Origin of the sequence: Saccharothrix ecbatanensis (genome assembly GCF_014205015.1) — a bacterium.
GTDB lineage: Bacteria > Actinomycetota > Actinomycetes > Mycobacteriales > Pseudonocardiaceae > Actinosynnema > Actinosynnema ecbatanense.
Map to the genome: position 1 here is coordinate 6,866,148 of NZ_JACHMO010000001.1, position 26,143 is coordinate 6,892,290.

The window sequence follows — 26,143 nt, forward strand, 5'->3', positions numbered from 1 at the left end:
GGTGCGAGGAGGCTTACTGAGGTGTCGCGTCCGCTGAAGACTCGACTCGTGCTGGTCTGGTCAGCCCTGGCGCTGCTTGTGGCGCAGGTTCTCGCAGATCACCATGACCCGGCCGTGACGGCGGATCACCTTGCACTTGTCGCAGATCTTCTTGACGCTCGGCTGGACCTTCACGCCTGAGCTTCTCCTGCGTCAGCCGGCGCGCTCTTGTGCGAGCACGCCGGAGGTCACTTGTAGCGGTAGACGATGCGCCCGCGGGACAGGTCGTAGGGCGAGAGCTCCACGACAACCCGGTCCTCAGGGAGGATGCGGATGTAGTGCTGACGCATCTTGCCGCTGATGTGTGCCAGGACCTTGTGACCGTTCTCCAACTCGACGCGGAACATCGCGTTGGGAAGCGGCTCGACTACGCGGCCCTCGACCTCAATGGCCCCGTCCTTCTTGCCCATGTCCTCCGCGTTTCGTGACGGTGAGTGTTGCTTCTGGAGTGCGGGCACGCGGCACCCCGACTCCTCAAGGCCCTTGCGAACCCTGTCACCGCCGGGCAGAAGAGCCCCGGGCATGACGGAACCGGCGCGACGTGTGCGCCACCCGTCCATACTACGCGGGTCGGAGCGAACGCCCAAATCGACCGAGCGCCGCCACCGGCCACGCGTCAACCGGAACAGCGTTACGGATGCCGCACGCCGTCAACGACGGGGCTTCGTCGTCAGCCAGATGACCCCGAGCACCGAGCCGGCGGGCATGGCGACCCACAGGAACCACGGGTGCACGAACCCCTCGCCACCGAGGAAGCCGACGAGCAGCCAGAGGGCGAAGTTGAACGCGCTGACCGCGAGCCAGATCGTGGTGAGCACCTTCAGCGCCTTCCGCCCACCGCTGACCTTCACCGGTTCGGATGACACCCTGACGGTGACGGGCTGGGCGGGACGCGCGGGCGGCACGGTCGGCAGGTCGGCCGTGAGGACGGCCAGTTCACCCCGGGTCTTGGCGGCCCAGGTGCGCACCACGCGGGCGTCGAACTCGGCGAGGTCGAGGCTGCCGTCGGCGTGCGCGCGGTGCAGCCACTGCTGGACCAGTTCGCGTTCGGTGTCGGAGGCCCGGACGTCTTCGGGCCGCAAGGGCTGGTTCACCGGTCGATCCCACCGCACGGGCAGGCCCACGACCATGGGGCTAACCCCCCGCTTCCACGCCTCCGAAGGCCCGAACGCCGGCGAAGCCAGGGCGCCGGGTCAGGACTCCAGGGCGGTGAGGACCCAGGGGCCGTCGTCGGTGATCGCCACCGAGTGCTCCCAGTGCGCGGCGCGCGAGCCGTCGGACGTGACGACGGTCCAGCCGTCGTCCAGCTCCACCGTCTGCTCGGACCCCAACGTCAGCATCGGCTCGATCGCGATCGCCATGCCGACCTTCAACCGGGGCCCCTTGCCGGGCTTGCCGTAGTTCGGCAGGAACGGGTCCATGTGCATCTTCGTGCCGATGCCGTGGCCGCCGTAGCCCTCCACGATCCCGTACTCGATCCCGTGCTCCTCGCCGGCCAGGATGGTGGCCGACTCGATGGCGAACGAGATGTCGCTCAGCCGACCGCCGGGCACCGCCGCCTCGATGCCCGCGAGCATCGAGGCCCGCGTCGCGTCGGACAGCTTCAGCTCCGCGTCGGTCACCTCGCCGACCGCCAGCGTCACGGCCGAGTCGCCGTGCCACCCGTCGAGGATGGCGCCGCAGTCGATCGAGATCAGGTCGCCCTCGACCAACACCTGCGTGCGGCTGGGGATGCCGTGGACCACCTGCTCGTTCACCGACGCGCAGATCGATGCCGGGAACCCGTGGTAGCCCTTGAACGACGGGATCGCGCCGGCGTCGCGGATGCACTGCTCCGCCAGCTCGTCCAACTCGGCGGTGCTGACCCCGGCCTTGGTGTGCGAGGCCAGCAGCGCCAACGTCCGCGCCACGACCAGCCCGGCGGCCCTCATGGCCTCCAGCTGCCCGCGGCTCTTGATCTCGATCATGCGGTCCCGACCGGGGACGATCCGACGCAGCGCATCGACGAGTCCACCGCTCACTTCAGGTCGCGCAACGCGCGGAGAGCGCGCTCGCTGATCTCGTCGACCTCGCCGACGGCGTCGATGGTCACGACGATGTCGGCGTAGTAGTCGAGCAGCGGCGCGGTCTCCGTCCGGTACACCTGCTGGCGGTGCCGGATCACGTCTTCCTTGTCGTCCGTGCGACCCCGGGCGAGCAACCGCTCGACCACGATGTCCTCGGGGATCTGGAATTCCAGCACCGCGTCCAGGGCGTGCCCCTCCGCCGCCAGCATCTCGCCCAGCACGCCCGCCTGGGCGGTGTTGCGCGGGAAGCCGTCGAGCAGGAAGCCGTTCACCGCGTCCGGCTGGGCGAGCCGGACGCGCACCATCTCGTTGGTGACCTCGTCCGGCACCAACTCGCCCGAGTCCAGGTACTCCTGGACTTCCTTGCCAAGATCGGTCTGCTCGCTGATGTGCGCGCGGAACAGGTCCCCGGTGGAGATGTGCGGCAACCCGAGCTCATCGCTGAGCGTCTTTGCCTGGGTGCCCTTGCCCGCTCCAGGCGGGCCGACGAGAACGAGTCGCACTAGCGGAGGAACCCTTCGTAGTTGCGCTGCATGAGCTGGCTCTCGATCTGCTTCACGGTGTCGAGGCCGACACCGACCATGATCAGCACCGCCGTGCCGCCGAACGGGAAGTTCTGGTTCTGGCCCGTACCGGTGAGCTCGAGGAACAGGTTCGGCAGGATGGCGACGGTGCCCAGGTAGAGCGAGCCCGGCAGCGTGATCCGCCCCAACACGAAGCGGAGGTACTCGGCGGTGGGACGCCCCGGCCGGATGCCCGGGATGAACCCACCGAACTTCTTCATCTCGTCCGCGCGCTCGTCCGGGTTGAACGTGATGCCGACGTAGAAGTAGGTGAAGAAGACGATCAGCAGGAAGTAGAGCGAGATGTGCACCGGGCTGGACTGCTGCACCAGGTGCTGCTCCACGAACCTCGCCCACCAGCTGGGAGTCTCGCCGGCGACGGTCGAGGCGGTCAGCCTGGAGATGAGGTCGGGCAGGTACAGCAGCGACGAGGCGAAGATGACCGGGATGACACCGGCCTGGTTCACCTTGAGCGGCAGGTAGGTCGACGTGCCGCCGTACATCCGGCGGCCGATCATGCGCTTCGCGTACTGGACGGGGATCCGGCGCTGGGCCTGCTCCACGTAGATGACGCTGGCGATGATCAGCAGCGCGGCGACGCAGACCAGGAAGAACGTCAGGCCACCGTTGCCGAGGATGTTCTTGCCCTCGATCGGGATGCGGGCCGCGATGCCGGTGAAGATCAGCAGCGACATGCCGTTGCCGATCCCCTTCTCGGTGATGATCTCACCGAGCCACATGATCACGCTGGTGCCCGCGGTCATCACGACCACGAGGACGATCAGGTTGAAGATGCTCTGGTCCGGGATGACGGGGTACTCGCAGCCTTGGAACAGCTGCCCGCGCACGGCCAGGGCGATGATGCCCGTGGACTGGAGTACCGCCAGCGCGATGGTCAGGTAGCGGGTGTACTGGGTCAGCTTGCCCTGACCCGCCTGCCCTTCCTTCTTCAGCTGCTCGAACCGCGGAATCACCACGGTGAGCAGCTGCACGATGATGCTGGCGGTGATGTACGGCATGATGCCGAGCGCGAAGATCGACAAGTTCAGCAGCGCGCCGCCGCTGAACAGGTTGATCAGGGAGTAGATCCCCGACTGGTCGACCGCCTCGGCACACTGTTTGACGTTCTTGAAGGAGACGCCCGGCGCGGGCATGGTCGCGCCCAACCGGTACACCACGACGATCCCGAGTGTGAAAAGGATCTTCTTGCGTAGGTCCGGCGTCGCGAGAGCCGAGCGGAATGCGCCGAGCACGCGAACCTCCATCAGCGTTGCCGCCCCACTGGGGTCGGCATCCTGCGGTACCGGCTGTGTTGCCGGCACAGTCTTGCGGACGTGCCGTCGGCCGTTCGCCGACGGTGGCGGAAGCGACGGGTAGCCGCGACCACCCGGAGGGCATCCGGGTTCAGCCCGCGACTTTAACAGTCGCTTGGCCGATAGCCGTAGCCAGTCTTCCTTCACACTTCGCACATGATCGGCAGCGGAGGCGCGCAAGCCCCCGAATGGATCAAGTTCGACTGGTCGCGAGCACCCCGGCCATGCCCAGGAGGACGGCCGCGGTGCCCTTGTCCAGCCTCGCACGTGCCCGCCTTGTCAGGCCGGCACGACGTATTCCGGCGCCCACCGCCACGTACGCGGTCCCGGCCAGCGCCTCGGCCGCCAGGTAGACCGCGCCGAGGGTGGCGAGCTGGAGCGGGATCGAGCCGCGCGCCGGGTCGACGAACTGTGGCACGAACGCGGTGAAGATGAGTAGGGCCTTGGGGTTCGTGATCGCGACCAGGAACTCCTTGCGCAGCGGACTGCCCTTCCCGATCGGCGCTTCCGAGGCGTCGGTCTTCGCCCTCAGGATGCGCACGGCGAGGTACACGAGGTACGCCACGCCGGCCCACTTGATGACCGTCAGGGCGGTGTGGCTCGCGGCCAGGATGGGCCCGAGACCGGCGACGACCGCCCCGACCATCAGGGAGAAGGCCGCAAGACGGCCCAGGAGCGCCGTAGCGGCCCGCAGAGGCCCGTGGTGGACCGCGTGGTGCATACCGAGCAGGTTGTTGGCGCCAGGGGTCAATGCGACCAGGACCGCGGCGCCGAAGAAGACCGCCAGCCACATGCCCTCACGCTAACTCCGCGCGCCACCGGATTTACGCCCTCGGCGAACTCCCGTCTCACCAGCCGGAACCGGCCGTCCGAGACCCCCTCGGACCGCCGGCAACAGTCAAAAACCAGTGAGTCCTACGTTCAGAACGCGTGAGTCCTACGTCCAGAACCCCCGAATTCAACGCTCGGAACGCGAACGGCCCCCGGAGCGGGAGGCTCCGGGGGCCGTTCGGCAGTGCTTCGTGCGTCTTAGAGCACGGTGGTGGTGCCACCGGCGGCGGCGATCTTCTCGACCGCGCTGCCGGAGAACTTGTTCGCCACGACGTCCAGCTTGACGCCGTCCAGGTCACCGTTGCCGAGGACCTTGACGAGCTCGTTCTTGCGCACCAGGCCCGCGTGGATGAGTGCGTCCACGTCCACCCGACCGCCGTCCGGGAACACCCGGGCGAGGTCGCCCACGTTCACCACCTGGTACTCGGTGCGGAACGGGTTGCGGAAGCCCTTCAGCTTCGGCAGGCGCATGTGCAGCGGCATCTGGCCACCTTCGAAGCGCGGGGAAACGTTCTTCCGCGCGCCGGTGCCCTTCGTACCGCGACCGGCCGTCTTGCCCTTGGAGCCCTCACCGCGACCGACACGGGTCTTCGCGGTCTTGGCGCCCGGGGCCGGACGCAGGTCATGGATCTTGATGGTCACGACTGGACCTCCTCGACGACCACCAGGTGGCGCACGGTGTGGATCAAACCGCGCACCTGCGGCGTGTCCTCACGGACCACCGACTGGCGGATCTTGCGCAGACCGAGGGTCCGGAGGGACTCACGGTGGTTGCGCTTGGTACCGATACCACTCTTGACCTGGGTCACCTTCACCTGTGCCATGGTCACACCGCCCCTGCGCGAGCACGGAGCATGCCGGCGGGAGCCACATCCTCCAGCGGCAGACCGCGACGGGCGGCCACCTCCTCGGGACGCTGGAGACCCTTCAGCCCGGCCACGGTGGCGTGCACGATGTTGATGGCGTTGTCGCTGCCCAGCGACTTGCTCAGCACATCGTGGATGCCCGCGCACTCCAGCACCGCGCGGACGGCGCCACCGGCGATGACACCGGTACCGGCCGAGGCCGGACGCAGCATCACTTCACCAGCGGCCTTCTTGCCCGTGATCGGGTGAGGGATCGTGCCGCCGATGCGGGGGACGCGGAAGAAGTTCTTCTTCGCCTCCTCCACACCCTTGGCGATCGCCGCGGGCACTTCCTTGGCCTTGCCGTAGCCGACACCGACCATGCCGTCGCCGTCACCCACCACGACCAGCGCGGTGAAGCTGAAGCGACGACCACCCTTCACGACCTTGGAGACGCGGTTGATCGCGACCACGCGCTCCAGGTGGGGGGTCTTCTCCTGGGCCGCTCCGCCGCGGCCACCGTCACGGCGGTCGCGGCGCTCTCCGCGCTCGCCCCCGCCGCCTTCGCGACGCGTGCGTCCTGGCATCAGGCGTCCCTCTCAATTCCGGTGATGTGCATTGTCAGAACTCCAGCCCCGCCTCGCGGGCGGCATCGGCCAGAGCGGCGATCCGACCGTGGTAGGCGTTGCCGCCGCGGTCGAACACGACCTGGGTGATCCCGGCGTCCTTGGCACGCGCGGCGGCCAGCTGGCCGACCTTCGTCGCACGGGCCTTCTTGTCGCCGTCGATCGCCCGGACGTCCGCCTCCACGGAGGAAGCAGCCGCAAGGGTGCGGCCGGCGATGTCGTCGATGATCTGCACGGTGATGTGCTTCGACGAACGGTGCACGACCAGGCGCGGGCGCTCCGCCGTGCCGCTGACCTTCTTGCGGAGGCGGAAGTGACGGCGCGTCTTGGCGATGCGGCGAGTGGTCGAGATGTCCTTGCCCACCGGCTTGCGCTTCGTTGCAGTCTCGCTCATGTCACTTACCCGTCTTTCCGACCTTGCGGCGGATCTTCTCACCCGAGTAGCGCACGCCCTTGCCCTTGTACGGGTCGGGCTTGCGCAGCTTGCGGATGTTCGCGGCGACCTCGCCGACGAGCTGCTTGTCGATGCCGGCCACGGAGAAGCGGGTCGGGGTCTCCACCGCGAAGGTGATGCCCTCGGGGGCCTCCACCTTCACCGGGTGGCTGTAGCCCAGCGCGAACTCCAGGTCGGAACCCTTCAGCGCCACGCGGTAACCGACGCCGTGGATTTCCATCTTCTTCTCGTAGCCCTGAGTGACGCCGACGACCATGTTCTGCACCAGGGTGCGCGACAGGCCGTGCAGCGAGCGGCTGCGACGCTCGTCGTTCGGGCGCTTCACTTCGAGAGTGCCGTCGTCGGCCTTCTCGATGATGATCGGCTCAGCGATGTTGAGCGACAGGGTGCCCTTGGGCCCCTTGACGCTCACAGCCTGGCCATCGATGTTCACGTCGACCCCGGAGGGGACGGTGATCGGCAGTTTTCCGATGCGCGACATTGCCTAGTCCCCCTTCCTCACCAGACGTAGGCGAGGACTTCTCCGCCCACGCCCGACTTGTTGGCCTGGCGGTCGGTCATCAGACCGCCAGAGGTCGAAATGATCGCGACACCCAGACCGCCCAGCACCTTCGGCAGGTTGGTCGACTTCGCGTAGATGCGCAGACCGGGCTTCGACACGCGGCGGAGGCCGGCGATGCTGCGCTCCCGGTTCGGGCCGTACTTCAGCTCGATAACCAGGTTCTTGGCCACCTCGCCCTGCTCATCGCGGTAGCTCGCGATGTAACCCTCGCGCTTGAGGATCTCGGCGATACTGGCCTTCAACTTCGAGTGCGGCATCACGACCTTGTCGTGGTAAGCCGAGTTCGCGTTCCGCAGACGCGTCAACATGTCTGCGATCGGGTCGGTCATCGTCATGGTGACCTGGTCAACCTTTCTCGCTGCGGTTCGCCAGCCAGGGTCCGAGCCGACCTTGCGGCCGGCTGGTCGTGGACGGGCCTACAGCGAAGTGATGAGTCTTAGAAAAACCTGCCGCCGAGCCGGATTACCAGCTGGACTTGCTCACACCGGGCAGCTCGCCCCGGTGCGCCATCTCGCGGAGGCAGATCCGGCACAGGCCGAACTTGCGGAACACCGAGTGCGGACGTCCGCAACGCTGGCAGCGGGTGTAACCCCGCACCTTGAACTTCGGCTTGGCCGCGGCCTTGTTGATCAGCGCCTTCTTGGCCATGATCAGTTCTCCTTGAACGGGAAGCCCAGGAGCTTCAGCAGCGCCCGGCCCTCTTCGTCGTTGGTCGCGGTCGTCACCACGGTGATGTCCATACCGCGGGGACGGTCGATGGCGTCCGGGTCGATCTCGTGGAACATCGACTGCTCGTTGAGACCGAACGTGTAGTTCCCGTTGCCGTCGAACTGCTTGCCCGAGAGGCCGCGGAAGTCGCGGATACGCGGGAGCGCGATCGTCAGCAGGCGGTCCAGGAACTCCCACATGCGGTCGCCGCGCAGCGTGACGCGCGCGCCGATCGGCATGCCCTCGCGGAGCTTGAACTGCGCGATGGACTTGCGGGCCTTGCGGACCTCGGGCCGCTGGCCCGTGATGATCGACAGGTCCTTGACGGCGCCTTCGATCAGCTTGCCGTCACGGGCGGCGTCACCGACACCCATGTTGACGACGACCTTCACCACGCCGGGGATCTGCATGACGTTGGCGTACTCGAACTGCTCGCGCAGCGCGACGACGATCTCTTCGCGGTAACGCGTCTTCAGTCGCGGCAGGGTCTTCTCAACGGTGGTCATCAGATGTCCTTCCCGTTACGACGGGAAATGCGGACCCGCTTACCCTCGTCGTTCGTCCGGTAGCCCACACGGGTCGGCTTGCCGTCCGAGTCGACCACCATCACGTTGGACACGTGGATGGGGGCCTCCTGGGTCACGATGCCGCCCGACTGCGCGCCGCGCTGGGTCTGCGTGATCCGGGTGTGCTTCTTGATGCGGTTGACGCCCTCGACCAGGACGCGGTTCTCAGCGGGGTAGGCCATGATGACCTTGCCGCGAGCACCCTTGTCCTTGCCGGCGATAACCACGACGGTGTCGCCCTTCTTCACCTTCATGATCAGAGCACCTCCGGCGCCAACGAGATGATCTTCATGAACTTCTTGTCGCGGAGCTCACGACCGACGGGGCCGAAGATGCGGGTGCCCCGCGGCTCGTTGTCGTTCTTGATGAGCACCGCGGCGTTCTCGTCGAACCGGATGTAAGAGCCGTCGGGACGGCGCTTCTCCTTGACGGTGCGGACGATGACCGCCTTGACGACGTCGCCCTTCTTGACGCCGGCACCCGGGATGGCCTGCTTCACCGTCGCGACGATGATGTCCCCGATGCCCGCGTAGCGGCGGCCCGAGCCACCGAGAACACGGATGCAGAGGATTTCCTTCGCACCGGTGTTGTCGGCGACGCGTAGCCGCGACTCCTGCTGGATCACTTACCTACTCCTTGACCATTCCTGGCCCGCCAGATTTCCGACCTGACGGGCTCGGTCCGCTGCACCCGTCCGGGTTTACTTGGCCTTCTCGAGGATCTCGACAAGACGCCAGCGCTTGGTAGCCGACAGCGGACGCGTCTCCATCAGGAGGACGCGGTCGCCGACGCCGGCGGTGTTCTGCTCGTCGTGCGCCTTCACCTTGGTGGTGGAACGCAGGACCTTCGAGTACCGGCGGTGCTTCTTCCGGTCCTCCAGCGCGACCACGATCGTCTTGTCCATCTTGTCGGACACGACGTAGCCCTCGCGGACCTTGCGGTCGTTGCGCACCTCGGTCTTCACTTCGTTGCTCTCGCTCATGCCGCACCCTCACCAGTGGAAACCGCGTCGGGGGAGGCCGAGAGGCCCAGCTCCCGCTCCCGCATCACGGTGTAGATCCGGGCGATCTCATGCCGGACCGTGCGCAGGCGGCGGTTGTTGTCGAGCTGCCCGGTGGCCATCTGGAAGCGGAGGTTGAACAGCTCCTCCTTCGCCTCCCTCAGGCGCAGCACGAGCTCTTCCTCGGTGAGCTCACGCAGCTCGGAAGCGGTGGTACCCGCTGCCATCAGAACTCACCACCCTCACGCGTAACGATGCGGCACTTCATCGGGAGCTTGTGGATCGCGCGGCGGAGCGCCTCGCGGGCCACAGCCTCGTTCGGGAAGCTCATCTCGAAGAGCACCCGACCCGGCTTGACGTTGGCCACCCACCACTCCGGCGAGCCCTTACCGGAACCCATGCGGGTCTCGGCGGGCTTCTTGGTCAGCGGGCGGTCCGGGAAGATGTTGATCCAGACCTTGCCACCACGGCGGATGTGCCGGGTGATGGCGATACGAGCCGACTCGATCTGCCGGTTGGTCACGTAGGCGGGCTCCAGAGCCTGGATGCCGAACTCGCCGAAGGTGACCCTCGTGCCGCCCTTGGCAGCACCGGATCGTCCGGGGTGGTGCTGCTTGCGGTGCTTAACCCTGCGCGGGATGAGCACGACTCAGCCCTCCGTCTTCTCTTCGGTCGGCGCGGCGGCCTGGTCGCCCGCAGCGGCCCGGCCGGCCTCGGTGCTGGTCGCGGTGGTGCCGCTGGCGCCCGAACGACGCGCCCTGTTCGGGCGGTCGGCACGGTCGCGGTCGCGGCGCGGCGCGCGGTCGGCCGCCGGAGCGGCGTCACGCTCACGCTTGGCGCTGAGGCCACCGACAATGTCGCCCTTGTAGATCCACACCTTCACGCCGATACGACCGAACGTGGTGCGGGCCTCGAAGAAGCCGTAGTCGATGTCGGCACGCAGCGTGTGCAGCGGCACTCGGCCATCGCGGTAGTGCTCGGAACGGGACATCTCGGCACCGCCGAGACGACCGCCGCACTGCACGCGGATGCCCTTCACCTGGGGCGAACGCATGGCCGACTGGATGGCCTTGCGCATCGCGCGGCGGAAGGCGACCCGGTTGGACAGCTGCTCCGCCACGCCCTGCGCGACGAGCTGCGCGTCCGACTCGGGGCTCTTCACCTCGAGGATGTTGAGCTGCACCTGCTTCTTGGTGAGCTTCTCCAGCTCACCGCGGATGCGGTCGGCCTCGGCGCCGCGACGGCCGATGACGATGCCCGGCCGGGCGGTGTGGATGTCGACGCGAACCCGGTCACGGGTGCGCTCGATCTCCACCTTGGAGATGCCGGCCCGCTCCATGCCCTTGGAGAGCAGCTTGCGGATCTTGACATCCTCGCCCACGTACTCGGCGTACTGCTTGTCGGCGTACCAGCGGGACTTCCAGTCCGTGGTGATACCAAGTCGGAAGCCGTGCGGGTTGATTTTCTGGCCCACTACCGAGCCCCCTTCCTGTCAGCGCCGGCCTTCGCGCTGGTCTTCTTCGGACGGCTCTCCACCTCGACGGTGATGTGGCTCGTCCGCTTGCGGATCCGGTAAGCGCGGCCCTGGGCGCGCGGCCGGAAACGCTTGAGGGTCGGGCCCTCGTCCACGTAGATCTTCGACACCCAGAGGGTGTCGGGGTCCAGGGACAGGTTGTTCTCGGCGTTGGCCACGGCGCTCTGAAGCACCTTGCGGACCGGCTCACTTGCCGCCTGCGGCGCGAACTGGAGCACGGCCAGGGCCTCGCTGGCGCTACGACCCCTGATGAGCTCGACGACGCGACGCACCTTCATGGGCGTGTCACGGACGTAGCGAGCCCGAGCCACGGCGCGCGGGAGCTCCGGCGCTTCGGCTTCGTTACGGGCGTTCATCGCTGCTTCCCCTTGCTCTTCCTCTAGTTCGTCGCCTAGCGACGGCGCGACTTCCGGTCGTCCTTGATGTGGCCCTTGAACGTGCGGGTCGGGGCGAATTCGCCGAGCTTGTGCCCGACCATCGCTTCCGAGACGAACACCGGCACGTGCTTGCGGCCGTCGTGCACCGCGATCGTGTGGCCCAACATGTCGGGGATGATCGTCGACCGGCGGGACCAGGTCTTGATGACGGTCTTCTTGCCCGACTCGTTGAGGACGTCCACCTTCTTGAGCAGGTGGTCGTCCACGAAGGGGCCCTTCTTAAGGCTGCGAGGCATCCTTCACTCCCTCCCTGCTCAGCGCTTCTTACCGGTGCGACGACGCCGGACGATGAGCTTGTCGCTTGGCTTCTTGCGGCTACGGGTACGACCCTCGGGCTTGCCCGCCGGGTTCACCGGGTGGCGACCACCGGAGGTCTTGCCCTCACCACCACCGTGCGGGTGGTCGACCGGGTTCATGGCCACACCGCGGACGGTGGGCTTGCGACCCTTCCACCGCATCCGGCCCGCCTTGCCCCAGTTGATGTTCTGGTGCTCGGCGTTGCCGACCTCGCCGACCGTGGCGCGGCACCGGACGTCCACGTTGCGGATTTCGCCCGAGGGCATCCGCAGCTGGGCGTAGGGGCCGTCCTTGGCGACGAGCTGCACGCTGGCGCCGGCCGACCGGGCGATCTTCGCGCCGCCGCCGGGGCGGAGCTCGATCGCGTGGACCACCGTGCCGACCGGGATGTTGCGCAGCGGCAGGTTGTTGCCCGGCTTGATGTCAGCCTTCGGGCCGTTCTCCACCATGTCGCCCTGCGACAACTTCGCCGGCGCGATGATGTACCGCTTCTCGCCGTCGAGGTAGTGCAGCAGCGCGATGCGCGCGGTGCGGTTGGGGTCGTACTCGATGTGCGCGACCTTGGCCGGCACGCCGTCCTTGTCGGTGCGACGGAAATCGATGAGGCGGTACGCCCGCTTGTGGCCACCACCCTTGTGCCGCGTCGTGATCTTGCCCGAAGCGTTGCGGCCACCACGGCCGTGCAGCGGGCGGACCAGCGACTTCTCCGGCGTCGTCCGAGTGATCTCGGCGAAGTCGGAGACGCTCGCACCGCGACGACCGGGGGTCGTCGGCTTGTACTTGCGAATGCCCATCTCTACGCAGTCCTCGTCGTCATCAGGCGGCCGGGCCGCCGAAGATCTCGATCGGCTTGCTCTCGGCGGACAGCGTCACGATGGCGCGCTTGGTGTCCTTGCGCTTGCCATAACCGGTCCGGGTGCGCTTGCGCTTGCCCTGGCGGTTGAGCGTGTTGACGCTGACGACCTTGACGCCGAAGACCTTCTCCACGGCAATCTTGATCTGGGTCTTGTTCGAGCCGGGAGCCACCACGAAGGTGTACTTGTTCTCCTCGAGCAGCCCGTAGGACTTCTCGGAGATGACCGGCGCGAGCAAAATATCCCGGTGGTCGGGGATCACTTCGCGGCCTCCTCGTCCGACTCCGACGACTCGGCGGTGGCCTCGGCAGAGCCCTGCCCGTGCTGGGCCTTGCTCGCCAGGAACACGTCGAGCGCGTCCTTGGTGAACACCACGTCGTCGTTGACCAGCACGTCGTAGGTGTTGAGCTGGTCCGGCGCGATGATGTGCACGTGCGGCAGGTTGCGCAGGCTGACCCACGAAACCTCGTCCGTGCGCAGCAGCACTGCCAGCACTCGGCGAGCCTCGGTGACCGTCTCCACGACCTTGCGGGCCGCCTTGGTCGACGGAGCGTCGCCCTCGACGAAACCGCTCACCACGTGCACCTGGCCGGCGCGCGCCCGGTCCGAGAGGGCACCGCGCAGGGCGGCGGCCTTCATCTTCTTGGGGGTGCGCTGGCTGTAGTCACGCGGCTGGGGACCGTGGACGACGCCACCACCGACGAACTGGGGCGCGCGGGTCGAGCCCTGACGGGCGCGGCCGGTGCCCTTCTGCCGGTACGGCTTCTTGCCACCACCGCGAACTTCGCCGCGGGTCTTCGTGGAGTGCGTGCCCTGGCGGGCCGCGGCCAACTGGGCCACGACGACCTGGTGCAGCAGCGCCACGTTCGCCTGCGCGTCGAAGATCGCGGCGGGCAGCTCGACGGAACCGTCGGTCTGGCCTGCCGGGGTGCGGACCTCAACGGAAGTCATGATCAGGCACCACCCTTCGAAGCGGTCTTGATGAACACGGTGCCGCCCTTGGGGCCCGGAACCGCGCCCTTGATGAGCAGCAGGCCGGACTCGGCGTCAACGCGGTGCACCTTCAGGTTCTGGGTGGTCACGCGGACGTGGCCCATGCGGCCCGCCATGCGCATGCCCTTGAACACTCGACCCGGGGTGGCGCAACCGCCGATGGAACCGGGTGAGCGGTGCTTGCGCTGCGTGCCGTGGCTCGCGCCGAGGCCGTGGAAGCCGTGGCGCTTCATAACGCCCGCGGTGCCCTTGCCCTTGGTGGTGCCGACCACGTCGACCACCGCGCCGGCCTCGAAGACCTCAGCGGTGATTTCCTGGCCGACCGTGTACTCGGACGCGTCCGTGGTGCGCAGCTCCGCCAAGTGCCGGCGGGGCGTGACGCCCGCCTTGGCGTAGTGGCCCGCGACGGGCTTGTTGACCTTGCGCGGGTCGATCGCGCCGAACGCCAACTGCACGGCCGAGTAGCCGTCGATTTCCTGGGTCCGAACCTGGGTGACCACGTTCGGCTCGGCCTTGACGACGGTAACCGGAACGATCCGGTTGTTCTCGTCGAAGACCTGAGTCATGCCGAGCTTGGTGCCCAGGAGGCCCTTAACCTGCCTGTCAGACATGGGTCTCGTTACTCTCCGCCCCAAATGGGATCAACACTGCCGCGTCCAACGCTTACTGGATGTTGACGTCGACGCTCGCCGGCAGGTCGATGCGCATGAGCGCGTCCACCGTCTTCGGCGTCGGGTCGAGGATGTCGATCAGACGCTTGTGCGTGCGCATCTCGAAGTGCTCGCGCGAGTCCTTGTACTTGTGCGGCGAGCGGATGACGCAGTAAACGTTCTTCTCAGTGGGCAGCGGCACAGGCCCGACGACCCGAGCGCCGGTGCGCGTCACGGTCTCGACGATCTTGCGCGCGGACGCGTCGATCGCCTCGTGGTCGTAGGCCTTGAGCCGGATGCGGATCTTCTGTCCCGCCATGATGGCTTGCCGTTCCTCTGCTTCTAGTACCGCTGCGGTGCGGGCACCTTGCACGAGGTCACGGGACCTCCGGCGCGCTCCGCCCCCTATTCAGGATTGACACCGAGCGGTGTCACGGTGCCCGGTCCACGCGGTCGGGCGTGTCGCGCCCCAACGCATAGACCGGTCCCACTGATGAAACCTGTGGGATTGTACTACTGATCAAACCCCGCTCGTGACGGGGCGGCCGAGTCCACAACTCGAACCGGCCGCCCCGACGAGCAACCCGTCAATGGTCGCACACCTGGGTGCCGAGACCAAATCGGGGGTGTAGTTGTAGAGCTAGATCACTTGATGATCTTGGTGACCGAGCCCGCACCCACGGTGCGACCACCCTCGCGGATGGCGAACCGCAGGCCCTCGTCCATGGCGATCGGCTGGATCAGCTTCACGGCCATGGTCGTGGTGTCGCCCGGCATGACCATCTCGGTGCCCTCGGGGAGGGTCACGACGCCGGTCACGTCGGTCGTGCGGAAGTAGAACTGCGGGCGGTAGTTGTTGAAGAACGGCGTGTGGCGGCCACCCTCGTCCTTCGACAGGATGTAGACCTGCGCGTCGAACTCGGTGTGCGGGGTCGTGGTGCCCGGCTTGATGATCACCATGCCGCGCTCCACCTCCTCGCGCTTCACGCCACGCAGCAGCAGCGCGGCGTTGTCGCCCGCGCGGCCCTCGTCGAGGAACTTCTTGAACATCTCGATCGAGGTGACGATCGTCTTCTTCGAGGTCTCCCGGATGCCGACGATCTCGACCTCTTCGTTGACCTTGACGATGCCGCGCTCGATACGACCGGTCACCACGGTGCCGCGGCCGGTGATCGTGAAGACGTCCTCGACCGGCATGAGGAACGGACGGTCGACCTCGCGCTCCGGCTCCGGGATGTTCTCGTCCACGGCAGCCATCAAGCCGAGCAGCGCCTTGCTCCACTCGGCGTCGCCCTCCAGCGCCTTCAGCGCGGAGACGCGGACGACCGGCAGGTCGTCACCGGGGAACTCGTAGTCGGAGAGCAGCTCGCGGACCTCGAGCTCGACGAGCTCCAGGATCTCCTCGTCGTCCACCATGTCGGCCTTGTTCAGGGCCACCACGATGTAGGGCACACCGACCTGGCGGGCCAGGAGCACGTGCTCCTTGGTCTGCGGCATCGGGCCGTCGGTCGCCGCGACCACCAGGATGGCGCCGTCCATCTGCGCCGCACCGGTGATCATGTTCTTGATGTAGTCGGCGTGACCGGGGCAGTCGACGTGCGCGTAGTGCCGGTTCGCCGTCTGGTACTCGATGTGCGCGATCGAGATCGTGATACCGCGCTGCTTCTCCTCCGGCGCCTTGTCGATCTGGTCGAACGGCGTGAAGGGGTTCAGGTCCGGGAACTCGTCGTGCAGCACCTTGGAAATCGCCGCGGTCAGCGTCGTCTTTCCGTGGTCGATGTGACCGATGGTGCCGATGTTGACGTGCGGCTTCGTCCGCTCGAACTTCGCCTTCGCCACTGGATTGTCCTCCTGGACTTCTATTGCTTAGCCCGGCGGGCGGCTTGCCGCCCGCCGGACGTCACGTCAGGGTCGGTTGTTGCGGACCCCGGGGCGATCCCCCCGGAGAGCCCGCGTGGTGCTGCGGTGCTCCGGTTGGGGTTACTCGCCCGTAGCCTTCGCGATGATCTCCTTCGCCACGTTCGCGGGAACCTCGGCGTAGGAGTCAAAGGTCATCGAGTAGTTCGCGCGACCCTGGGTCCTGGACCTCAGGTCGCCGACATACCCGAACATCTCCGACAGCGGGACCAGCGCCTTGATGACACGGGCACCACTGCGTTCTTCCATGGCCTGGATCTGGCCACGGCGGGAGTTCAAGTCGCCGATCACGTCGCCCATGTAGTCCTCGGGCGTGGTGACCTCGACGGCCATCAGCGGTTCGAGGATGGCCGGGCTCGCCAGGCGGGCCGCTTCCTTGAGCGCGATCGAGCCCGCGATCTTGAACGCCATCTCCGACGAGTCGACCTCGTGGTAGGCGCCGTCGACCAGGGTCAGCTTGACGCCCACCAGCGGGTAGCCCGCCAGCACGCCGTACCGCATCGCGTCCTGGGCGCCCGCGTCCACCGACGGGATGTACTCCCTGGGGATGCGGCCACCGCTGACACTGTTGACGAACTCGTAGAGAGCGCCGTCCTCGGTCTTCTCCAGCGGCTCCAGGTCGATGAGGATCTTGGCGAACTGGCCCGAGCCACCGGTCTGCTTCTTGTGGGTGTAGGAGTACTTCTCCACCTTGCGGCGGATCGTCTCCCGGTACGCCACCTGCGGCTTGCCGATGTTCGCGTCGACCTTGAACTCGCGGCGCATGCGTTCCACCAGGATGTCCAGGTGGAGCTCGCCCATGCCGGCGATGATGGTCTGACCGGTCTCCTGGTCGAGGTTGACCCGGAACGTCGGGTCCTCCTCGGCCAGCTTCTGGATCGCGGTGCCCAGCTTCTCCTGGTCGGCCTTCGTCTTCGGCTCGATCGCCACCTGGATGACCGGCTCGGGGAAGGTCATGGACTCCAGCACGATGGGGTTCTGCGGGTCGCAGAGCGTCTCACCGGTGGTGGTGTCCTTCAGGCCGATCACCGCGTAGATGTGGCCCGCCATGGCCTCGTCGACCGGGTTCTCCTTGTTGGCGTGCATCTGGAAGACCTTCCCGATGCGCTCCTTGCGGTCCTTGGTCGAGTTGATGACCTGGGTGCCCGCGGCGATCTTGCCCGAGTACACCCGGATGTAGGTCAGCTTGCCGAAGAACGGGTGCGTGGCGATCTTGAACGCGAGCGCGGCGAACGGCTCGTCGGTGTTCGGCGCGCGGAAGGCCGGCGTCTCGCCGTCCTGGAGCGTGCCCTCGACCGGCGGGAGGTCCAGCGGAGCCGGCAGGTAGTCGATCACCGCGTCGAGCATGGGCTGGACGCCCTTGTTCTTGAACGCCGAGCCGCACATCACCGGGTAACCGGAGCGGTTCTTGACGATCGCGCGGATGCCCGTCTTGATCTGCTCGACGGAGAACGCCTCGCCCGCGAGGTACATCTCCATCAGCTCGTCGTCGGTGTCGGCCACGGCCTCGACCAACTGCTCGCGGTACTCGGCGGCCTTGTCGGCGAGGTCGGCCGGGATCTCCTCGACCGTGTAGTCCTCACCCTTCTGGACCTCACCACGCCACGTCAGCGCGCGCATCTCGACCAGGTCGATCACGCCGATGAAGTCGCTTTCCGACCCGATCGGGAGCTGGATGGGCAGCGGCTTCGCGCCCAGGCGCTCCTGGATCGTGCGGACGGTGAAGTAGAAGTCCGCGCCCAGCTTGTCCATCTTGTTGACGAAGCAGATGCGCGGGACGTCGTACTTGGTGGCCTGGCGCCAGACCTGCTCGGACTGGGGCTCGACACCTTCCTTGCCGTCGAACACCGCGACGGCGCCGTCGAGCACCCGCAGGTTCCGCTCGACCTCGACGGTGAAGTCGACGTGGCCCGGCGTGTCGATGATGTTGATCTGGTGGTTCTTCCAGAAGCAGGTCGTCGCGGCCGACGTGATCGTGATGCCGCGCTCCTGCTCCTGCTCCATCCAGTCCATCACCGCGGCGCCGTCGTGGACCTCGCCGATCTTGTAGCTGATCCCGGTGTAGAACAGGATCCGCTCGGTCGTCGTGGTCTTGCCCGCGTCGATATGGGCCATGATCCCGATGTTGCGGACCTTGGCCAGGTCGGTGAGCACGTCCTGTGCCACGGGTTTCTTCCCCTGTCTTGAGCTAGCTGGTAGCAGGCTCACTAGGGCCGGGAGGCGCCAGGCGGGGCAACTCGGGGCTGCCCCGCCTGGCGGCACGTCACCAGCGGTAGTGGGCGAAGGCCTTGTTCGACTCGGCCATCTTGTGCGTGTCCTCGCGGCGCTTGACGCTCGCGCCCAGGCCGTTGCTCGCGTCGAGCAGCTCGTTCATCAGGCGCTCGATCATGGTCTTCTCACGGCGCTGCCGGGAGTAGGTGATCAGCCAGCGCAGCGCCAGCGTGGTCGAGCGGCCGGGCTTGACCTCGATCGGCACCTGGTAGGTGGCGCCACCGACGCGGCGGGACTTCACCTCAAGCGCGGGCTTGACGTTGTCCAGCGCACGCTTGAGCGTGACGACCGGGTCGGTGCCGTTCTTGTCGCGGGCGCCTTCGAGGGCGCCGTACACGATCCGCTCGGCCACGGAGCGCTTGCCGTCGACCAGCACCTTGTTGATGAGCTGGGTCACCAGCGGAGAGCTGTAGACCGGGTCGGTGATCAGCGGCCGCTTCGGGGCCGGTCCCTTGCGGGGCATCAGCTCTTCTCCTTCTTCGCGCCGTAGCGGCTGCGAGCCTGCTTACGGTTCTTCACGCCCTGCGTGTCGAGCGACCCGCGGATGATCTTGTAGCGGACGCCGGGGAGGTCCTTCACACGACCGCCGCGGACGAGCACCATCGAGTGCTCCTGGAGGTTGTGGCCCTCACCGGGGATGTAGGCCGTCACCTCGATACCGCTCGTCAGCTTCACGCGGGCGACCTTGCGCAGCGCCGAGTTCGGCTTCTTGGGCGTGGTCGTGTAGACGCGGGTGCACACACCGCGCCGCTGCGGGCTGCCCTTGAGCGCCGCGGTCTTCTGCTTGGCGACCTTGTCCTGCCGGCCCTTACGGACCAGCTGCTGGATCGTTGGCATACGCCGGCTGCTTCTTCCGTTTGCGTGCCCGCCGCGTGGGCGACGAGCGCTGTTTACTTGGTCCCTCTCTGCACCCGAGGTCGGGCGTGTCGCTGCCCTCGGCGGAGCCGAAAGGCAACGCCATCTCCTCAGGTCCGCAGGCAACATCCCAGGATGCCCCTACGCGTGGAGGTCACCGCGGCCGGCTTTCCAGCACCACTGGCGCGTAGGCACGCGGAGCGGCCCGACATGGGTCGGGCACGAGTACCAAAGATACCCCGCTTGGTTCCCACGGGTCAAAACGGATCCGCGACCGCGCCTGCGCTCGAAGTGGTCGGCCGCAAGGCCGAGGGCTACTCAACGGCCATCAGAACACGAATGCGGGGATGTCGCAGGCTCAAATGACCCCCGTTTCACCCGTAGGCGTGGCTGCCGCACAGGCCGGTGACCTTGCTCACCGCCACCCGTGAACACGACCGTTCACCGACGCCGGTCACACTGACGGTGTGAACTCCGACCTCATCGCGGGCATGGCGGCGCTGGTGGCCGCCGACGCGTCGCCCGAGGTGCTCGCGGTGCGCGGTGACGTCGTGGTGGTCCGGGTCGCGGACGTGGTGCTCAAGGCGCACGAAGCGGGCACGGACCTCGCGGTGCTCGCGCAACGGCTCCGACTGGCCGCCGACCCACGCTTGGGTGAACTTCTGCTGACGCCCCGGTCGGCGCCCGCGATTGTGCTCGGCCGGGTCGTCACGGCGTGGCCGATGGGCACGCCGGTGCCGCAGAGCGAGCCCGAGGACCTGCCGATGGAGGCCGCCGGGCGGATGTTGGCGGCGTTGCACCGGTTCACCGCCGAAGACTTCGCGCCGCCCGTGCCGCTCGCCGGGGCACATCCCCGGATGGAACGGGCGGTGCGCGACCTGACCTTGGACACGCCCGCGGCGCAACTGGTGCGGCGGGCGTTCACCACGCTGCCGGCGTTCGACAACTCCGGGACCACGCTCATCCACGGCGACTGGCACCTCGGTCAACTGGTGTGGCGGGACGGGTACCGGTTGATCGACGTGGACGACCTCGGCGTCGGCGATCCGGCGTGGGACGTGGCCCGCCCGGCGGCACTGCACGCCGCGGGGGTGTTGGATGCCGAGGCGTGGGGACGGCTGCTCGGGTCGTACCTCGACGCGGGCGGGGCGGGCGTGCCGCGGGACGACCCGTGGTCCGTACTGGAGGCTCCGGCGCGCGCTTTGGTCGTTCAGATGGCGGCGCGTGCCCTTTCCGCTGCACAGCGCGACGAGAAGGAGCTGACCGAAGCTCAGGAAGCGCTGATCGACGCGTGCGCCCGCATCGTGTCGACACACGAACCCAAGCCGCGCGGCTAATATCGGATTTATCGCGTCAAGAGCAGGAGGCTCACACGATGCAGTGTCCCAAGTGTCATGCGAACATGCGCACCTTCGACCGCATGGGCGTGCACATCGAGCAGTGTGATGGCTGCCGCGGGGTCTTCCTCGACTACGGCGAGCTCGAGGCCATCACCCGCTTGGAGCAGCAGCAGATGGCACCGCCGCCCCCGCCGCCCGCCGCGCCCCAGCCGGCGCAGGTGCACTACGTCCAGCAGCCGGTCCAGCCGGGTTGGGGCGCCGCACCGGGGTACGGCAGCCACGGAGGTCACTACGGCCACCGGAAGCACCGCGGTCTGGGCGGGCTGTTCTTCTCGTCCTGACCTTCCGGTCCGGTCCTACGGTGGTGGCCCCGCGCCTGTGCGCGGGGCCACCGTTGCCACTACCGAAAAACCGGGTGATAATCGGTAGTGACCGGAGGAGGTCCGTCATGTCCGTCGCCACCGAGGCCGCGCAGATCCGTGACCTGTTCGATCGGATCGAGGAGATCGAAGAGGTCGCGTCGAGCCTGGCCGAAGGCGACGAGCGGCGTCGCAAGCTGAACGGCGTGGTGACGAAGACGTTGCGCAAGGCGCCACCGGTGCGTCCGGTGGTGGCCGGGGAGCTGCTGGACCTCACCGAGAAGACGGTCAAGGCGTGGGCGCGCGAGGGTGTGCTCGCCATCCACAGCCGTGAGCCCCGGATGTTGTTGGACGCCGAGCGGCTGCACGAGGTGCTGCACGTGGTGGCCGAGCTGAGGCGGGCCGGCAGGAGCCGCGCGCTGTTGGACGAGGTGCACCGGCGGTTGAGCGATTCCGCGCTGTTGGAGCGTGCGGACCTGGCCGACAGCCTGGCGCAGATGCACCGCGGTGAAGGACGCGTGGTGCGCTGATCAAGGTCGTCGAGACGCCGGTCGCCAGTCATCAGGCGGCGGGCCTGCGCGGCGCCGCGCGGGTGGCCTACGACAGGTTCCTGGACGAACTGGCGCACAGCGGCTGCCTGGCCCTCGGGTACCGCGTGACAGGCCCGGAACCACTGCCCCGGCTCTGCGTGAAACACCTCCGCGGCGCCGATCGCGTGATAGTCGCATTCCCCACCCCCCGGACCGCGTGGATTTTGCTCGTCGGACCGCACGACGACGATCCCGGCCGGGACCTTTACGAGACTTTGTACGAACTCGCCGGCGTGCGCCCGAAACTGTCCGAAAAGCGCACCAAACCGCCGTGCTGCGAGGACGCCGCTCCCCCGATCGCCGACGCCGACCTGGTCGACGACCTGGTGGCCCGAGCCCGCGCCCTCGCCAAGTCCCGCCGCCGCTCGCCCTGACCCGGCTGCTCGCTCTGAGCTGGCCGCTCCCCCTGGCCCGGCCGCTCCCCCTGACCCGGCCGCTCCCCCTGACCCGGCCGCTCCCCCTGACCTGGCCGTTCGCCCCTGACCTACCTGCCCGCTCCGGTCCACGGCATGCGAAAGGCCCCCGGAGCGGGAGGCTCCGGGGGCCTTTCGGTCAACTAGCTACTTCAGCGGTAGTCGCGGCCGAAGTCGTAGTCGTCCAGCGGGACGGCCGCGCCGGTGCCCGTGCCGAAGACGTCCGGCGTGTAGTAGCCGTCGTCGTAGCTCGGGATGGCGTACGCCGCCGCGCGGGCTTCCTCGGTCGGCTGCACCTGGATGTTCCGGTACCGGTTGATGCCGGTGCCGGCCGGGATCAGCTTGCCGATGATCACGTTCTCCTTCAGGCCGATGAGCTTGTCCGAACGCCCGTTGATGGCGGCGTCCGTCAACACCCTCGTCGTCTCCTGGAAGGAGGCCGCCGACAACCACGAGTCCGTGGCCAGCGACGCCTTCGTGATACCCATCAGCACCGGACGACCGGCAGCGGGCTCGCCGCCTTCGGCCACCACGGCCCGGTTGCCCGACTCGAACTCCGCGCGCTCGACCAGCGAGCCCGGCAGGAACTCGGTCGCACCCGAGTCGATGATCGTCACCCGGCGCAGCATCTGCCGGACGATGACCTCGATGTGCTTGTCGTGGATCGCCACACCCTGGGCCCGGTACACCTTCTGGACCTCACCCACCAGGTGGAGCTGGGCCTCACGCGGACCCATCACGCGCAGCACCTCGTGCGGGTCGGGCGTGCCTTCCAGCAGCTGCTGGCCGACGCCCACGTGGTCGCCGTCCTGCAACGGGCCGGTCGCCGTGTTCGCGAGCCGCTGACGCTTGGACAGCTTCTCGAAGAGGATCTCCTCGGACCCGTCGTCCGGGATGAGGGTGATCTTCCAGAACCGGTCGCCGTCCTCGATGCGCACCCGGCCGTCGACGTCCGCGATGGGCGCCTTGCCCTTCGGCACCCGGGCCTCGAACAGCTCCTGCACACGGGGCAGACCAGTGGTGATGTCGTCACCGGCCACACCACCCTGGTGGAACGTACGCATGGTGAGCTGCGTGCCGGGCTCACCGATGGACTGCGCGGCCACGATGCCGACGGCCTCGCCGACGTCGACCAGCTTGCCGGTCGCCATCGAACGGCCGTAGCAGGACGCGCACACACCGACCGCGGACTCGCAGGTCAGCACCGAGCGCACCTTGACCCTGGTCACGCCCGCCTCGACGAGCGTCGCCAGCGCCGGGTCGCCCAGGTCGTCGCTGCGGTTGAGCACCACGTTGCCGTTGGCGTCGGTGATCTCCTCGGCGATGGTCCGCGCGTACACACTCGTCTGCGCGAACTCCGCCAGCACGACCTTGTCGCCCTGACGCTCACCGACGGTCATCTGCACGCCGCGGGTGGTGCCGCAGTCGACCTCGCGGATGATGACGTCCTGCGAGACGTCCACCAGACGACGGGTCAGGTAACCCGAGTCGGCGGTGCGCAGCGCGGTGTCGGCCAGACCCTTGCGGGCGCCGTGCGTGGCGATGAAGTACTCCAGCACCGACAAGCCCTCGCGGAACGAGCTCTTGATCGGGCGCGGGATGTACTCGCCCTTCGGGTTGGTCACCAGACCACGCATACCGGCCAGCGAGCGGACCTGGGTCATGTTGCCCGCCGCCCCGGACATCACGATCATGCGGATCGAGTTGTCCTCGGGGAAGTTGGCCTCCATCACCTCGGCGACCTCTTCGGTGGCCTTGGTCCACACCTTGACCAGCTCGTTGTTGCGCTCCGTGTGGGAGAGCTGACCGCGCTGGTAGCGCTTCTCGACCGCGTCCGCGAGCTTCTCGTGCTCGTCCAGGATGCCCTGCTTGGCTTCCGGCACGAGCACGTCGGAGATCGCGACCGTGACGCCCGACCGGGTGGCCCAGTAGAAACCGGCGTCCTTCAGCTTGTCCAGCGTCCGGGCGACGGTGACCATCGGGTACCGCTCGGCCAGGTCGTTGATGATCGTGGCCTGCCGCTTCTTGGGCATGACCTCGTTGATGAACGCGTAGTCCTGCGGCAGGACCTCGTTGAACAGCACGCGACCGAGGGTGGTCGTGGCCAGCCACGGCTGACCGGGCTCCCAGCCCTCCGGCTCCTGGCCCTTCGGCGGGTTCTTGTCCGTGATCCGGATCTTGACCATGGACTGGAGGCCGAGGACCTTGCGGTCGTACGCCATCTGCGCCTCGGCGGGCGAGGAGTAGGCCTGGCCTTCGCCGAGGTCGCCCTCCTTGTGCCGGGTCAGGTGGAACAGGCCGGTCACCATGTCCAGACGCGGCATGGCCAGCGGCTTGCCCGACGCGGGCGAGAGGATGTTGTTCGAGGACAGCATCAGCACGCGCGCCTCGGCCTGCGCCTCGGCGGACAGCGGCAGGTGGACTGCCATCTGGTCACCGTCGAAGTCGGCGTTGAACGCCTCGCAGACCAGCGGGTGGAGCTGGATGGCCTTGCCCTCGACCAGCTGCGGCTCGAACGCCTGGATGCCCAGTCGGTGCAGCGTGGGCGCCCGGTTCAGCAGCACGGGGTGCTCGGTGATGACCTCTTCCAGCACGTCCCACACGGCGGGGCGCGCGCGCTCCACCATCCGCTTGGCGGACTTGATGTTCTGCGCGTGGTTGAGGTCGACCAGCCGCTTCATCACGAACGGCTTGAACAGCTCCAGCGCCATCTGCTTGGGCAGACCGCACTGGTGCAGCTTCAGCTGCGGGCCGACCACGATGACCGAACGGCCCGAGTAGTCGACGCGCTTGCCGAGCAGGTTCTGGCGGAACCGGCCCTGCTTGCCCTTGAGCAGGTCGGACAGCGACTTGAGCGGCCGGTTGCCCGGACCCGTCACCGGCCGGCCGCGGCGGCCGTTGTCGAACAGCGCGTCGACGGCCTCCTGGAGCATCCGCTTCTCGTTGTTGACGATGATCTCGGGCGCGCCGAGGTCGATCAGTCGCTTGAGGCGGTTGTTCCGGTTGATGACCCGGCGGTACAGGTCGTTCAGGTCGGACGTGGCGAAGCGGCCACCGTCGAGCTGCACCATCGGGCGCAGGTCCGGCGGGATGACCGGGACGCAGTCCAGCACCATGCCCTGCGGGTTGTTGCGGGTCGCCTGGAAGGCGGCCACGACCTTCAACCGCTTGAGGGCGCGGAGCTTCTTCTGGCCCTTGCCGCTGCGAATGGTCTCGCGCAGCACGTCGGCCTCGGCGTCCACGTCGTAGTCACCCAGGAGGCGCTGGATGGCCTCGGCGCCCATGGCGCCGGTGAAGTAGTCGCCGTAGCGGTCGTACAGCTCGCGGTACAGCATCTCGTCCGCGATCAGCTGGGCGCGCTCGAGCTTGGTGAAGGTGGACCAGATCTCGTCGAGCCGGTCCAGCTCGCGCTGGGCGCGGTCGCGGAGCTGGCGCATCTCACGCTCGCCGCCCTCCTTGACCTTGCGGCGGACGTCGGACTTGGCGCCCTCCGCCTCCAGCTCGGCCAGGTCGGCTTCCAGCTTCTGCGCACGGGCCTCGACGTCCGCGTCACGGCGGTTCTCGACCCGCTTGCGCTCGACCTGCATCTCGTTGTCGAGCGTGGGCAGGTCGTTGTGGCGCAGGTCGGTGTTCACGCCCACGATCACGTAGGCCGCGAAGTAGATGATCTTCTCGAGGTCCTTGGGCGCCAGGTCGAGCAGGTAGCCCAACCGGCTGGGGACGCCCTTGAAGTACCAGATGTGCGTGACGGGCGCGGCCAGTTCGATGTGGCCCATCCGCTCACGGCGCACCTTGGCACGCGTCACCTCGACGCCGCAGCGCTCGCAGATGATGCCCTTGAAGCGGACGCGCTTGTACTTGCCGCAGTAGCACTCCCAGTCCCGGGTGGGACCGAAGATCTTCTCGCAGAACAAGCCGTCCTTCTCCGGCTTGAGCGTGCGGTAGTTGATGGTCTCGGGCTTCTTTACCTCGCCGAAGGACCACTGGCGGATGTCATCGGCGGTCGCGAGACCGATACGAAGCTCATCGAAGAAGTTGACGTCGAGCACGTCTACTCTCT

At 67.6% G+C, this 26,143-nt stretch carries 37 protein-coding genes; 4 read left to right on the top strand and 33 right to left on the bottom strand.

The window, feature by feature from the left end; all coding sequences use genetic code 11:
• Positions 1-60: 60 nt before the first annotated feature.
• From rpmJ to rpsL, 32 genes are all read right to left on the bottom strand, one after another.
• Complete coding sequence (gene rpmJ, locus F4560_RS29410) at positions 61-174, bottom strand: 50S ribosomal protein L36 (RefSeq protein WP_010148647.1); 114 nt, start codon at positions 172-174, stop codon at positions 61-63.
• 53 nt (positions 175-227) lie between these two features.
• Positions 228-449, bottom strand: coding sequence for a translation initiation factor IF-1 (infA, locus tag F4560_RS29415; protein WP_005166804.1), 222 nt, complete (start codon positions 447-449; stop codon positions 228-230).
• 240 nt (positions 450-689) lie between these two features.
• Positions 690-1,133 carry a DUF1707 SHOCT-like domain-containing protein gene (locus F4560_RS29420; protein ID WP_184925471.1) on the bottom strand — a complete coding sequence of 148 codons (444 nt, stop codon included), beginning with the start codon at positions 1,131-1,133 and terminating at the stop codon, positions 690-692.
• Between the two features lie 99 nt (positions 1,134-1,232).
• Positions 1,233-2,006 carry a type I methionyl aminopeptidase gene (map, locus tag F4560_RS29425; protein ID WP_184929468.1) on the bottom strand — a complete coding sequence of 258 codons (774 nt, stop codon included), beginning with the start codon at positions 2,004-2,006 and terminating at the stop codon, positions 1,233-1,235.
• A 50-nt stretch (positions 2,007-2,056) separates the two neighbouring features.
• Positions 2,057-2,608: an adenylate kinase gene (locus tag F4560_RS29430; RefSeq protein WP_184925474.1), complete on the bottom strand. Its 552-nt coding sequence runs from the start codon at positions 2,606-2,608 to the stop codon at positions 2,057-2,059.
• Complete coding sequence (gene secY / locus F4560_RS29435) at positions 2,608-3,921, bottom strand: preprotein translocase subunit SecY (protein ID WP_184925477.1); 1,314 nt, start codon at positions 3,919-3,921, stop codon at positions 2,608-2,610. Before secY ends, F4560_RS29430 begins: the two co-directional genes overlap by 1 nt.
• A gap of 253 nt (positions 3,922-4,174) precedes the next feature.
• The gene (locus F4560_RS29440) at positions 4,175-4,774 is read right to left on the bottom strand and encodes a LysE family translocator (protein ID WP_184925479.1); all 600 of its coding nucleotides are present in this window, start codon (positions 4,772-4,774) and stop codon (positions 4,175-4,177) included.
• Positions 4,775-5,010: 236 nt separating this feature from the next.
• Complete coding sequence (rplO, locus tag F4560_RS29445; protein ID WP_312869553.1) at positions 5,011-5,454, bottom strand: 50S ribosomal protein L15; 444 nt, start codon at positions 5,452-5,454, stop codon at positions 5,011-5,013.
• Positions 5,451-5,636 (bottom strand): 50S ribosomal protein L30, encoded by a 186-nt coding sequence (rpmD, locus tag F4560_RS29450; RefSeq protein WP_184925481.1) that lies wholly within the window; start codon positions 5,634-5,636, stop codon positions 5,451-5,453. The genes rplO and rpmD overlap by 4 nt, the downstream gene beginning before the upstream one ends.
• 2 nt (positions 5,637-5,638) lie before the next feature.
• Positions 5,639-6,244 (bottom strand): 30S ribosomal protein S5, encoded by a 606-nt coding sequence (gene rpsE / locus F4560_RS29455; protein WP_184925483.1) that lies wholly within the window; start codon positions 6,242-6,244, stop codon positions 5,639-5,641.
• A 34-nt stretch (positions 6,245-6,278) separates the two neighbouring features.
• Positions 6,279-6,677 (bottom strand): 50S ribosomal protein L18, encoded by a 399-nt coding sequence (gene rplR, locus F4560_RS29460; RefSeq protein WP_221483684.1) that lies wholly within the window; start codon positions 6,675-6,677, stop codon positions 6,279-6,281.
• A gap of 1 nt (position 6,678) precedes the next feature.
• Positions 6,679-7,218 (bottom strand): 50S ribosomal protein L6, encoded by a 540-nt coding sequence (gene rplF / locus F4560_RS29465; protein WP_184925485.1) that lies wholly within the window; start codon positions 7,216-7,218, stop codon positions 6,679-6,681.
• 17 nt (positions 7,219-7,235) lie between these two features.
• Entirely contained in the window at positions 7,236-7,634 is a 399-nt protein-coding gene (rpsH, locus tag F4560_RS29470) for a 30S ribosomal protein S8 (RefSeq protein ID WP_184925487.1), read from the bottom strand.
• Between the two features lie 127 nt (positions 7,635-7,761).
• Positions 7,762-7,947 (bottom strand): type Z 30S ribosomal protein S14, encoded by a 186-nt coding sequence (locus F4560_RS29475; protein ID WP_053715226.1) that lies wholly within the window; start codon positions 7,945-7,947, stop codon positions 7,762-7,764.
• Between the two features lie 2 nt (positions 7,948-7,949).
• Positions 7,950-8,513, bottom strand: a complete 564-nt coding sequence (rplE, locus tag F4560_RS29480; RefSeq protein WP_184925489.1) for a 50S ribosomal protein L5 — start codon at positions 8,511-8,513, stop codon at positions 7,950-7,952.
• The gene (gene rplX / locus F4560_RS29485) at positions 8,513-8,827 is read right to left on the bottom strand and encodes a 50S ribosomal protein L24 (RefSeq protein ID WP_033436722.1); all 315 of its coding nucleotides are present in this window, start codon (positions 8,825-8,827) and stop codon (positions 8,513-8,515) included. The genes rplE and rplX overlap by 1 nt, the downstream gene beginning before the upstream one ends.
• Positions 8,828-8,829: 2 nt before the next feature.
• Positions 8,830-9,198 (bottom strand): 50S ribosomal protein L14, encoded by a 369-nt coding sequence (gene rplN / locus F4560_RS29490; protein WP_033436721.1) that lies wholly within the window; start codon positions 9,196-9,198, stop codon positions 8,830-8,832.
• Between the two features lie 75 nt (positions 9,199-9,273).
• The gene (gene rpsQ / locus F4560_RS29495; RefSeq protein WP_184925491.1) at positions 9,274-9,555 is read right to left on the bottom strand and encodes a 30S ribosomal protein S17; all 282 of its coding nucleotides are present in this window, start codon (positions 9,553-9,555) and stop codon (positions 9,274-9,276) included.
• Positions 9,552-9,800: a 50S ribosomal protein L29 gene (gene rpmC, locus F4560_RS29500; RefSeq protein WP_033428581.1), complete on the bottom strand. Its 249-nt coding sequence runs from the start codon at positions 9,798-9,800 to the stop codon at positions 9,552-9,554. Before rpmC ends, rpsQ begins: the two co-directional genes overlap by 4 nt.
• Positions 9,800-10,219 carry a 50S ribosomal protein L16 gene (rplP, locus tag F4560_RS29505; RefSeq protein ID WP_033436719.1) on the bottom strand — a complete coding sequence of 140 codons (420 nt, stop codon included), beginning with the start codon at positions 10,217-10,219 and terminating at the stop codon, positions 9,800-9,802. The genes rpmC and rplP overlap by 1 nt, the downstream gene beginning before the upstream one ends.
• 3 nt (positions 10,220-10,222) lie before the next feature.
• The gene (gene rpsC, locus F4560_RS29510) at positions 10,223-11,047 is read right to left on the bottom strand and encodes a 30S ribosomal protein S3 (protein ID WP_184925493.1); all 825 of its coding nucleotides are present in this window, start codon (positions 11,045-11,047) and stop codon (positions 10,223-10,225) included.
• Positions 11,047-11,463: a 50S ribosomal protein L22 gene (gene rplV, locus F4560_RS29515; RefSeq protein WP_184925496.1), complete on the bottom strand. Its 417-nt coding sequence runs from the start codon at positions 11,461-11,463 to the stop codon at positions 11,047-11,049. Before rplV ends, rpsC begins: the two co-directional genes overlap by 1 nt.
• A gap of 35 nt (positions 11,464-11,498) precedes the next feature.
• Positions 11,499-11,780 (bottom strand): 30S ribosomal protein S19, encoded by a 282-nt coding sequence (gene rpsS / locus F4560_RS29520; RefSeq protein ID WP_033436717.1) that lies wholly within the window; start codon positions 11,778-11,780, stop codon positions 11,499-11,501.
• 18 nt (positions 11,781-11,798) lie between these two features.
• Positions 11,799-12,635 (bottom strand): 50S ribosomal protein L2, encoded by an 837-nt coding sequence (rplB, locus tag F4560_RS29525; RefSeq protein WP_184925499.1) that lies wholly within the window; start codon positions 12,633-12,635, stop codon positions 11,799-11,801.
• A gap of 22 nt (positions 12,636-12,657) precedes the next feature.
• Positions 12,658-12,957: a 50S ribosomal protein L23 gene (rplW, locus tag F4560_RS29530; RefSeq protein ID WP_053715234.1), complete on the bottom strand. Its 300-nt coding sequence runs from the start codon at positions 12,955-12,957 to the stop codon at positions 12,658-12,660.
• Complete coding sequence (gene rplD, locus F4560_RS29535) at positions 12,954-13,646, bottom strand: 50S ribosomal protein L4 (protein WP_184925502.1); 693 nt, start codon at positions 13,644-13,646, stop codon at positions 12,954-12,956. Before rplD ends, rplW begins: the two co-directional genes overlap by 4 nt.
• Positions 13,647-13,648: 2 nt before the next feature.
• Positions 13,649-14,299 (bottom strand): 50S ribosomal protein L3, encoded by a 651-nt coding sequence (rplC, locus tag F4560_RS29540; protein ID WP_184925505.1) that lies wholly within the window; start codon positions 14,297-14,299, stop codon positions 13,649-13,651.
• Positions 14,300-14,351: 52 nt separating this feature from the next.
• Positions 14,352-14,657 (bottom strand): 30S ribosomal protein S10, encoded by a 306-nt coding sequence (gene rpsJ / locus F4560_RS29545; RefSeq protein ID WP_003938093.1) that lies wholly within the window; start codon positions 14,655-14,657, stop codon positions 14,352-14,354.
• 326 nt (positions 14,658-14,983) lie between these two features.
• Positions 14,984-16,177, bottom strand: a complete 1,194-nt coding sequence (tuf, locus tag F4560_RS29550; protein WP_184925508.1) for an elongation factor Tu — start codon at positions 16,175-16,177, stop codon at positions 14,984-14,986.
• A gap of 141 nt (positions 16,178-16,318) precedes the next feature.
• Positions 16,319-18,421, bottom strand: coding sequence for an elongation factor G (gene fusA / locus F4560_RS29555; RefSeq protein ID WP_184925510.1), 2,103 nt, complete (start codon positions 18,419-18,421; stop codon positions 16,319-16,321).
• Positions 18,422-18,518: 97 nt separating this feature from the next.
• Positions 18,519-18,989: a 30S ribosomal protein S7 gene (gene rpsG / locus F4560_RS29560; protein ID WP_184925513.1), complete on the bottom strand. Its 471-nt coding sequence runs from the start codon at positions 18,987-18,989 to the stop codon at positions 18,519-18,521.
• On the bottom strand, positions 18,989-19,363 hold the full coding sequence (rpsL, locus tag F4560_RS29565) for a 30S ribosomal protein S12 (protein ID WP_030473471.1): 375 nt from the start codon (positions 19,361-19,363) through the stop codon (positions 18,989-18,991). Before rpsL ends, rpsG begins: the two co-directional genes overlap by 1 nt.
• Positions 19,364-19,848: 485 nt before the next feature.
• On the opposite strand from rpsL, the gene F4560_RS29570 reads away from it, so the two are divergent.
• From F4560_RS29570 to F4560_RS29585, 4 genes are all read left to right on the top strand, one after another.
• The gene (locus F4560_RS29570) at positions 19,849-20,718 is read left to right on the top strand and encodes a phosphotransferase (protein WP_184925517.1); all 870 of its coding nucleotides are present in this window, start codon (positions 19,849-19,851) and stop codon (positions 20,716-20,718) included.
• A 38-nt stretch (positions 20,719-20,756) separates the two neighbouring features.
• A complete protein-coding gene (locus tag F4560_RS29575) occupies positions 20,757-21,062 on the top strand; it encodes a TFIIB-type zinc ribbon-containing protein (RefSeq protein WP_184925520.1) in 306 nt (101 codons plus the stop codon).
• Positions 21,063-21,169: 107 nt separating this feature from the next.
• Complete coding sequence (locus tag F4560_RS29580) at positions 21,170-21,610, top strand: hypothetical protein (RefSeq protein ID WP_184925523.1); 441 nt, start codon at positions 21,170-21,172, stop codon at positions 21,608-21,610.
• Between the two features lie 62 nt (positions 21,611-21,672).
• Positions 21,673-22,044 (top strand): hypothetical protein, encoded by a 372-nt coding sequence (locus tag F4560_RS29585; protein ID WP_184925525.1) that lies wholly within the window; start codon positions 21,673-21,675, stop codon positions 22,042-22,044.
• A 191-nt stretch (positions 22,045-22,235) separates the two neighbouring features.
• Here F4560_RS29585 and F4560_RS29590 read toward each other — a convergent pair whose 3' ends face one another.
• On the bottom strand, positions 22,236-26,132 hold the full coding sequence (locus tag F4560_RS29590) for a DNA-directed RNA polymerase subunit beta' (RefSeq protein WP_184925527.1): 3,897 nt from the start codon (positions 26,130-26,132) through the stop codon (positions 22,236-22,238).
• Positions 26,133-26,143 lie beyond the last annotated feature (11 nt).

Bases quoted from the DNA above. Each gene is read 5' to 3' on its own strand.
- rplV (WP_184925496.1), bottom strand. From the start codon at position 11,463: ATGAACGCCCGTAACGAAGCCGAAGCGCCGGAGCTCCCGCGCGCCGTG.
- rpsG (WP_184925513.1), bottom strand. From the start codon at position 18,989: ATGCCCCGCAAGGGACCGGCCCCGAAGCGGCCGCTGATCACCGACCCG.
- F4560_RS29575 (WP_184925520.1), top strand. From the start codon at position 20,757: ATGCAGTGTCCCAAGTGTCATGCGAACATGCGCACCTTCGACCGCATG.
- rplB (WP_184925499.1), bottom strand. From the start codon at position 12,635: ATGGGCATTCGCAAGTACAAGCCGACGACCCCCGGTCGTCGCGGTGCG.
- rpmC (WP_033428581.1), bottom strand. From the start codon at position 9,800: ATGGCAGCGGGTACCACCGCTTCCGAGCTGCGTGAGCTCACCGAGGAA.
- F4560_RS29580 (WP_184925523.1), top strand. From the start codon at position 21,170: ATGTCCGTCGCCACCGAGGCCGCGCAGATCCGTGACCTGTTCGATCGG.
- F4560_RS29475 (WP_053715226.1), bottom strand. From the start codon at position 7,947: ATGGCCAAGAAGGCGCTGATCAACAAGGCCGCGGCCAAGCCGAAGTTC.
- rplF (WP_184925485.1), bottom strand. From the start codon at position 7,218: ATGTCGCGCATCGGAAAACTGCCGATCACCGTCCCCTCCGGGGTCGAC.
- rpsJ (WP_003938093.1), bottom strand. From the start codon at position 14,657: ATGGCGGGACAGAAGATCCGCATCCGGCTCAAGGCCTACGACCACGAG.
- rplR (WP_221483684.1), bottom strand. From the start codon at position 6,677: ATGAGCGAGACTGCAACGAAGCGCAAGCCGGTGGGCAAGGACATCTCG.
- rplD (WP_184925502.1), bottom strand. From the start codon at position 13,646: ATGACTTCCGTTGAGGTCCGCACCCCGGCAGGCCAGACCGACGGTTCC.
- rplC (WP_184925505.1), bottom strand. From the start codon at position 14,299: ATGTCTGACAGGCAGGTTAAGGGCCTCCTGGGCACCAAGCTCGGCATG.
- rpsS (WP_033436717.1), bottom strand. From the start codon at position 11,780: ATGCCTCGCAGCCTTAAGAAGGGCCCCTTCGTGGACGACCACCTGCTC.
- rpsH (WP_184925487.1), bottom strand. From the start codon at position 7,634: ATGACGATGACCGACCCGATCGCAGACATGTTGACGCGTCTGCGGAAC.
- infA (WP_005166804.1), bottom strand. From the start codon at position 449: ATGGGCAAGAAGGACGGGGCCATTGAGGTCGAGGGCCGCGTAGTCGAG.
- rpsQ (WP_184925491.1), bottom strand. From the start codon at position 9,555: ATGAGCGAGAGCAACGAAGTGAAGACCGAGGTGCGCAACGACCGCAAG.
- map (WP_184929468.1), bottom strand. From the start codon at position 2,006: ATGATCGAGATCAAGAGCCGCGGGCAGCTGGAGGCCATGAGGGCCGCC.
- rplE (WP_184925489.1), bottom strand. From the start codon at position 8,513: ATGACCACCGTTGAGAAGACCCTGCCGCGACTGAAGACGCGTTACCGC.
- F4560_RS29440 (WP_184925479.1), bottom strand. From the start codon at position 4,774: ATGTGGCTGGCGGTCTTCTTCGGCGCCGCGGTCCTGGTCGCATTGACC.
- rpmD (WP_184925481.1), bottom strand. From the start codon at position 5,636: ATGGCACAGGTGAAGGTGACCCAGGTCAAGAGTGGTATCGGTACCAAG.
- rplX (WP_033436722.1), bottom strand. From the start codon at position 8,827: ATGAAGGTGAAGAAGGGCGACACCGTCGTGGTTATCGCCGGCAAGGAC.
- rpsE (WP_184925483.1), bottom strand. From the start codon at position 6,244: ATGCCAGGACGCACGCGTCGCGAAGGCGGCGGGGGCGAGCGCGGAGAG.
- rpsL (WP_030473471.1), bottom strand. From the start codon at position 19,363: ATGCCAACGATCCAGCAGCTGGTCCGTAAGGGCCGGCAGGACAAGGTC.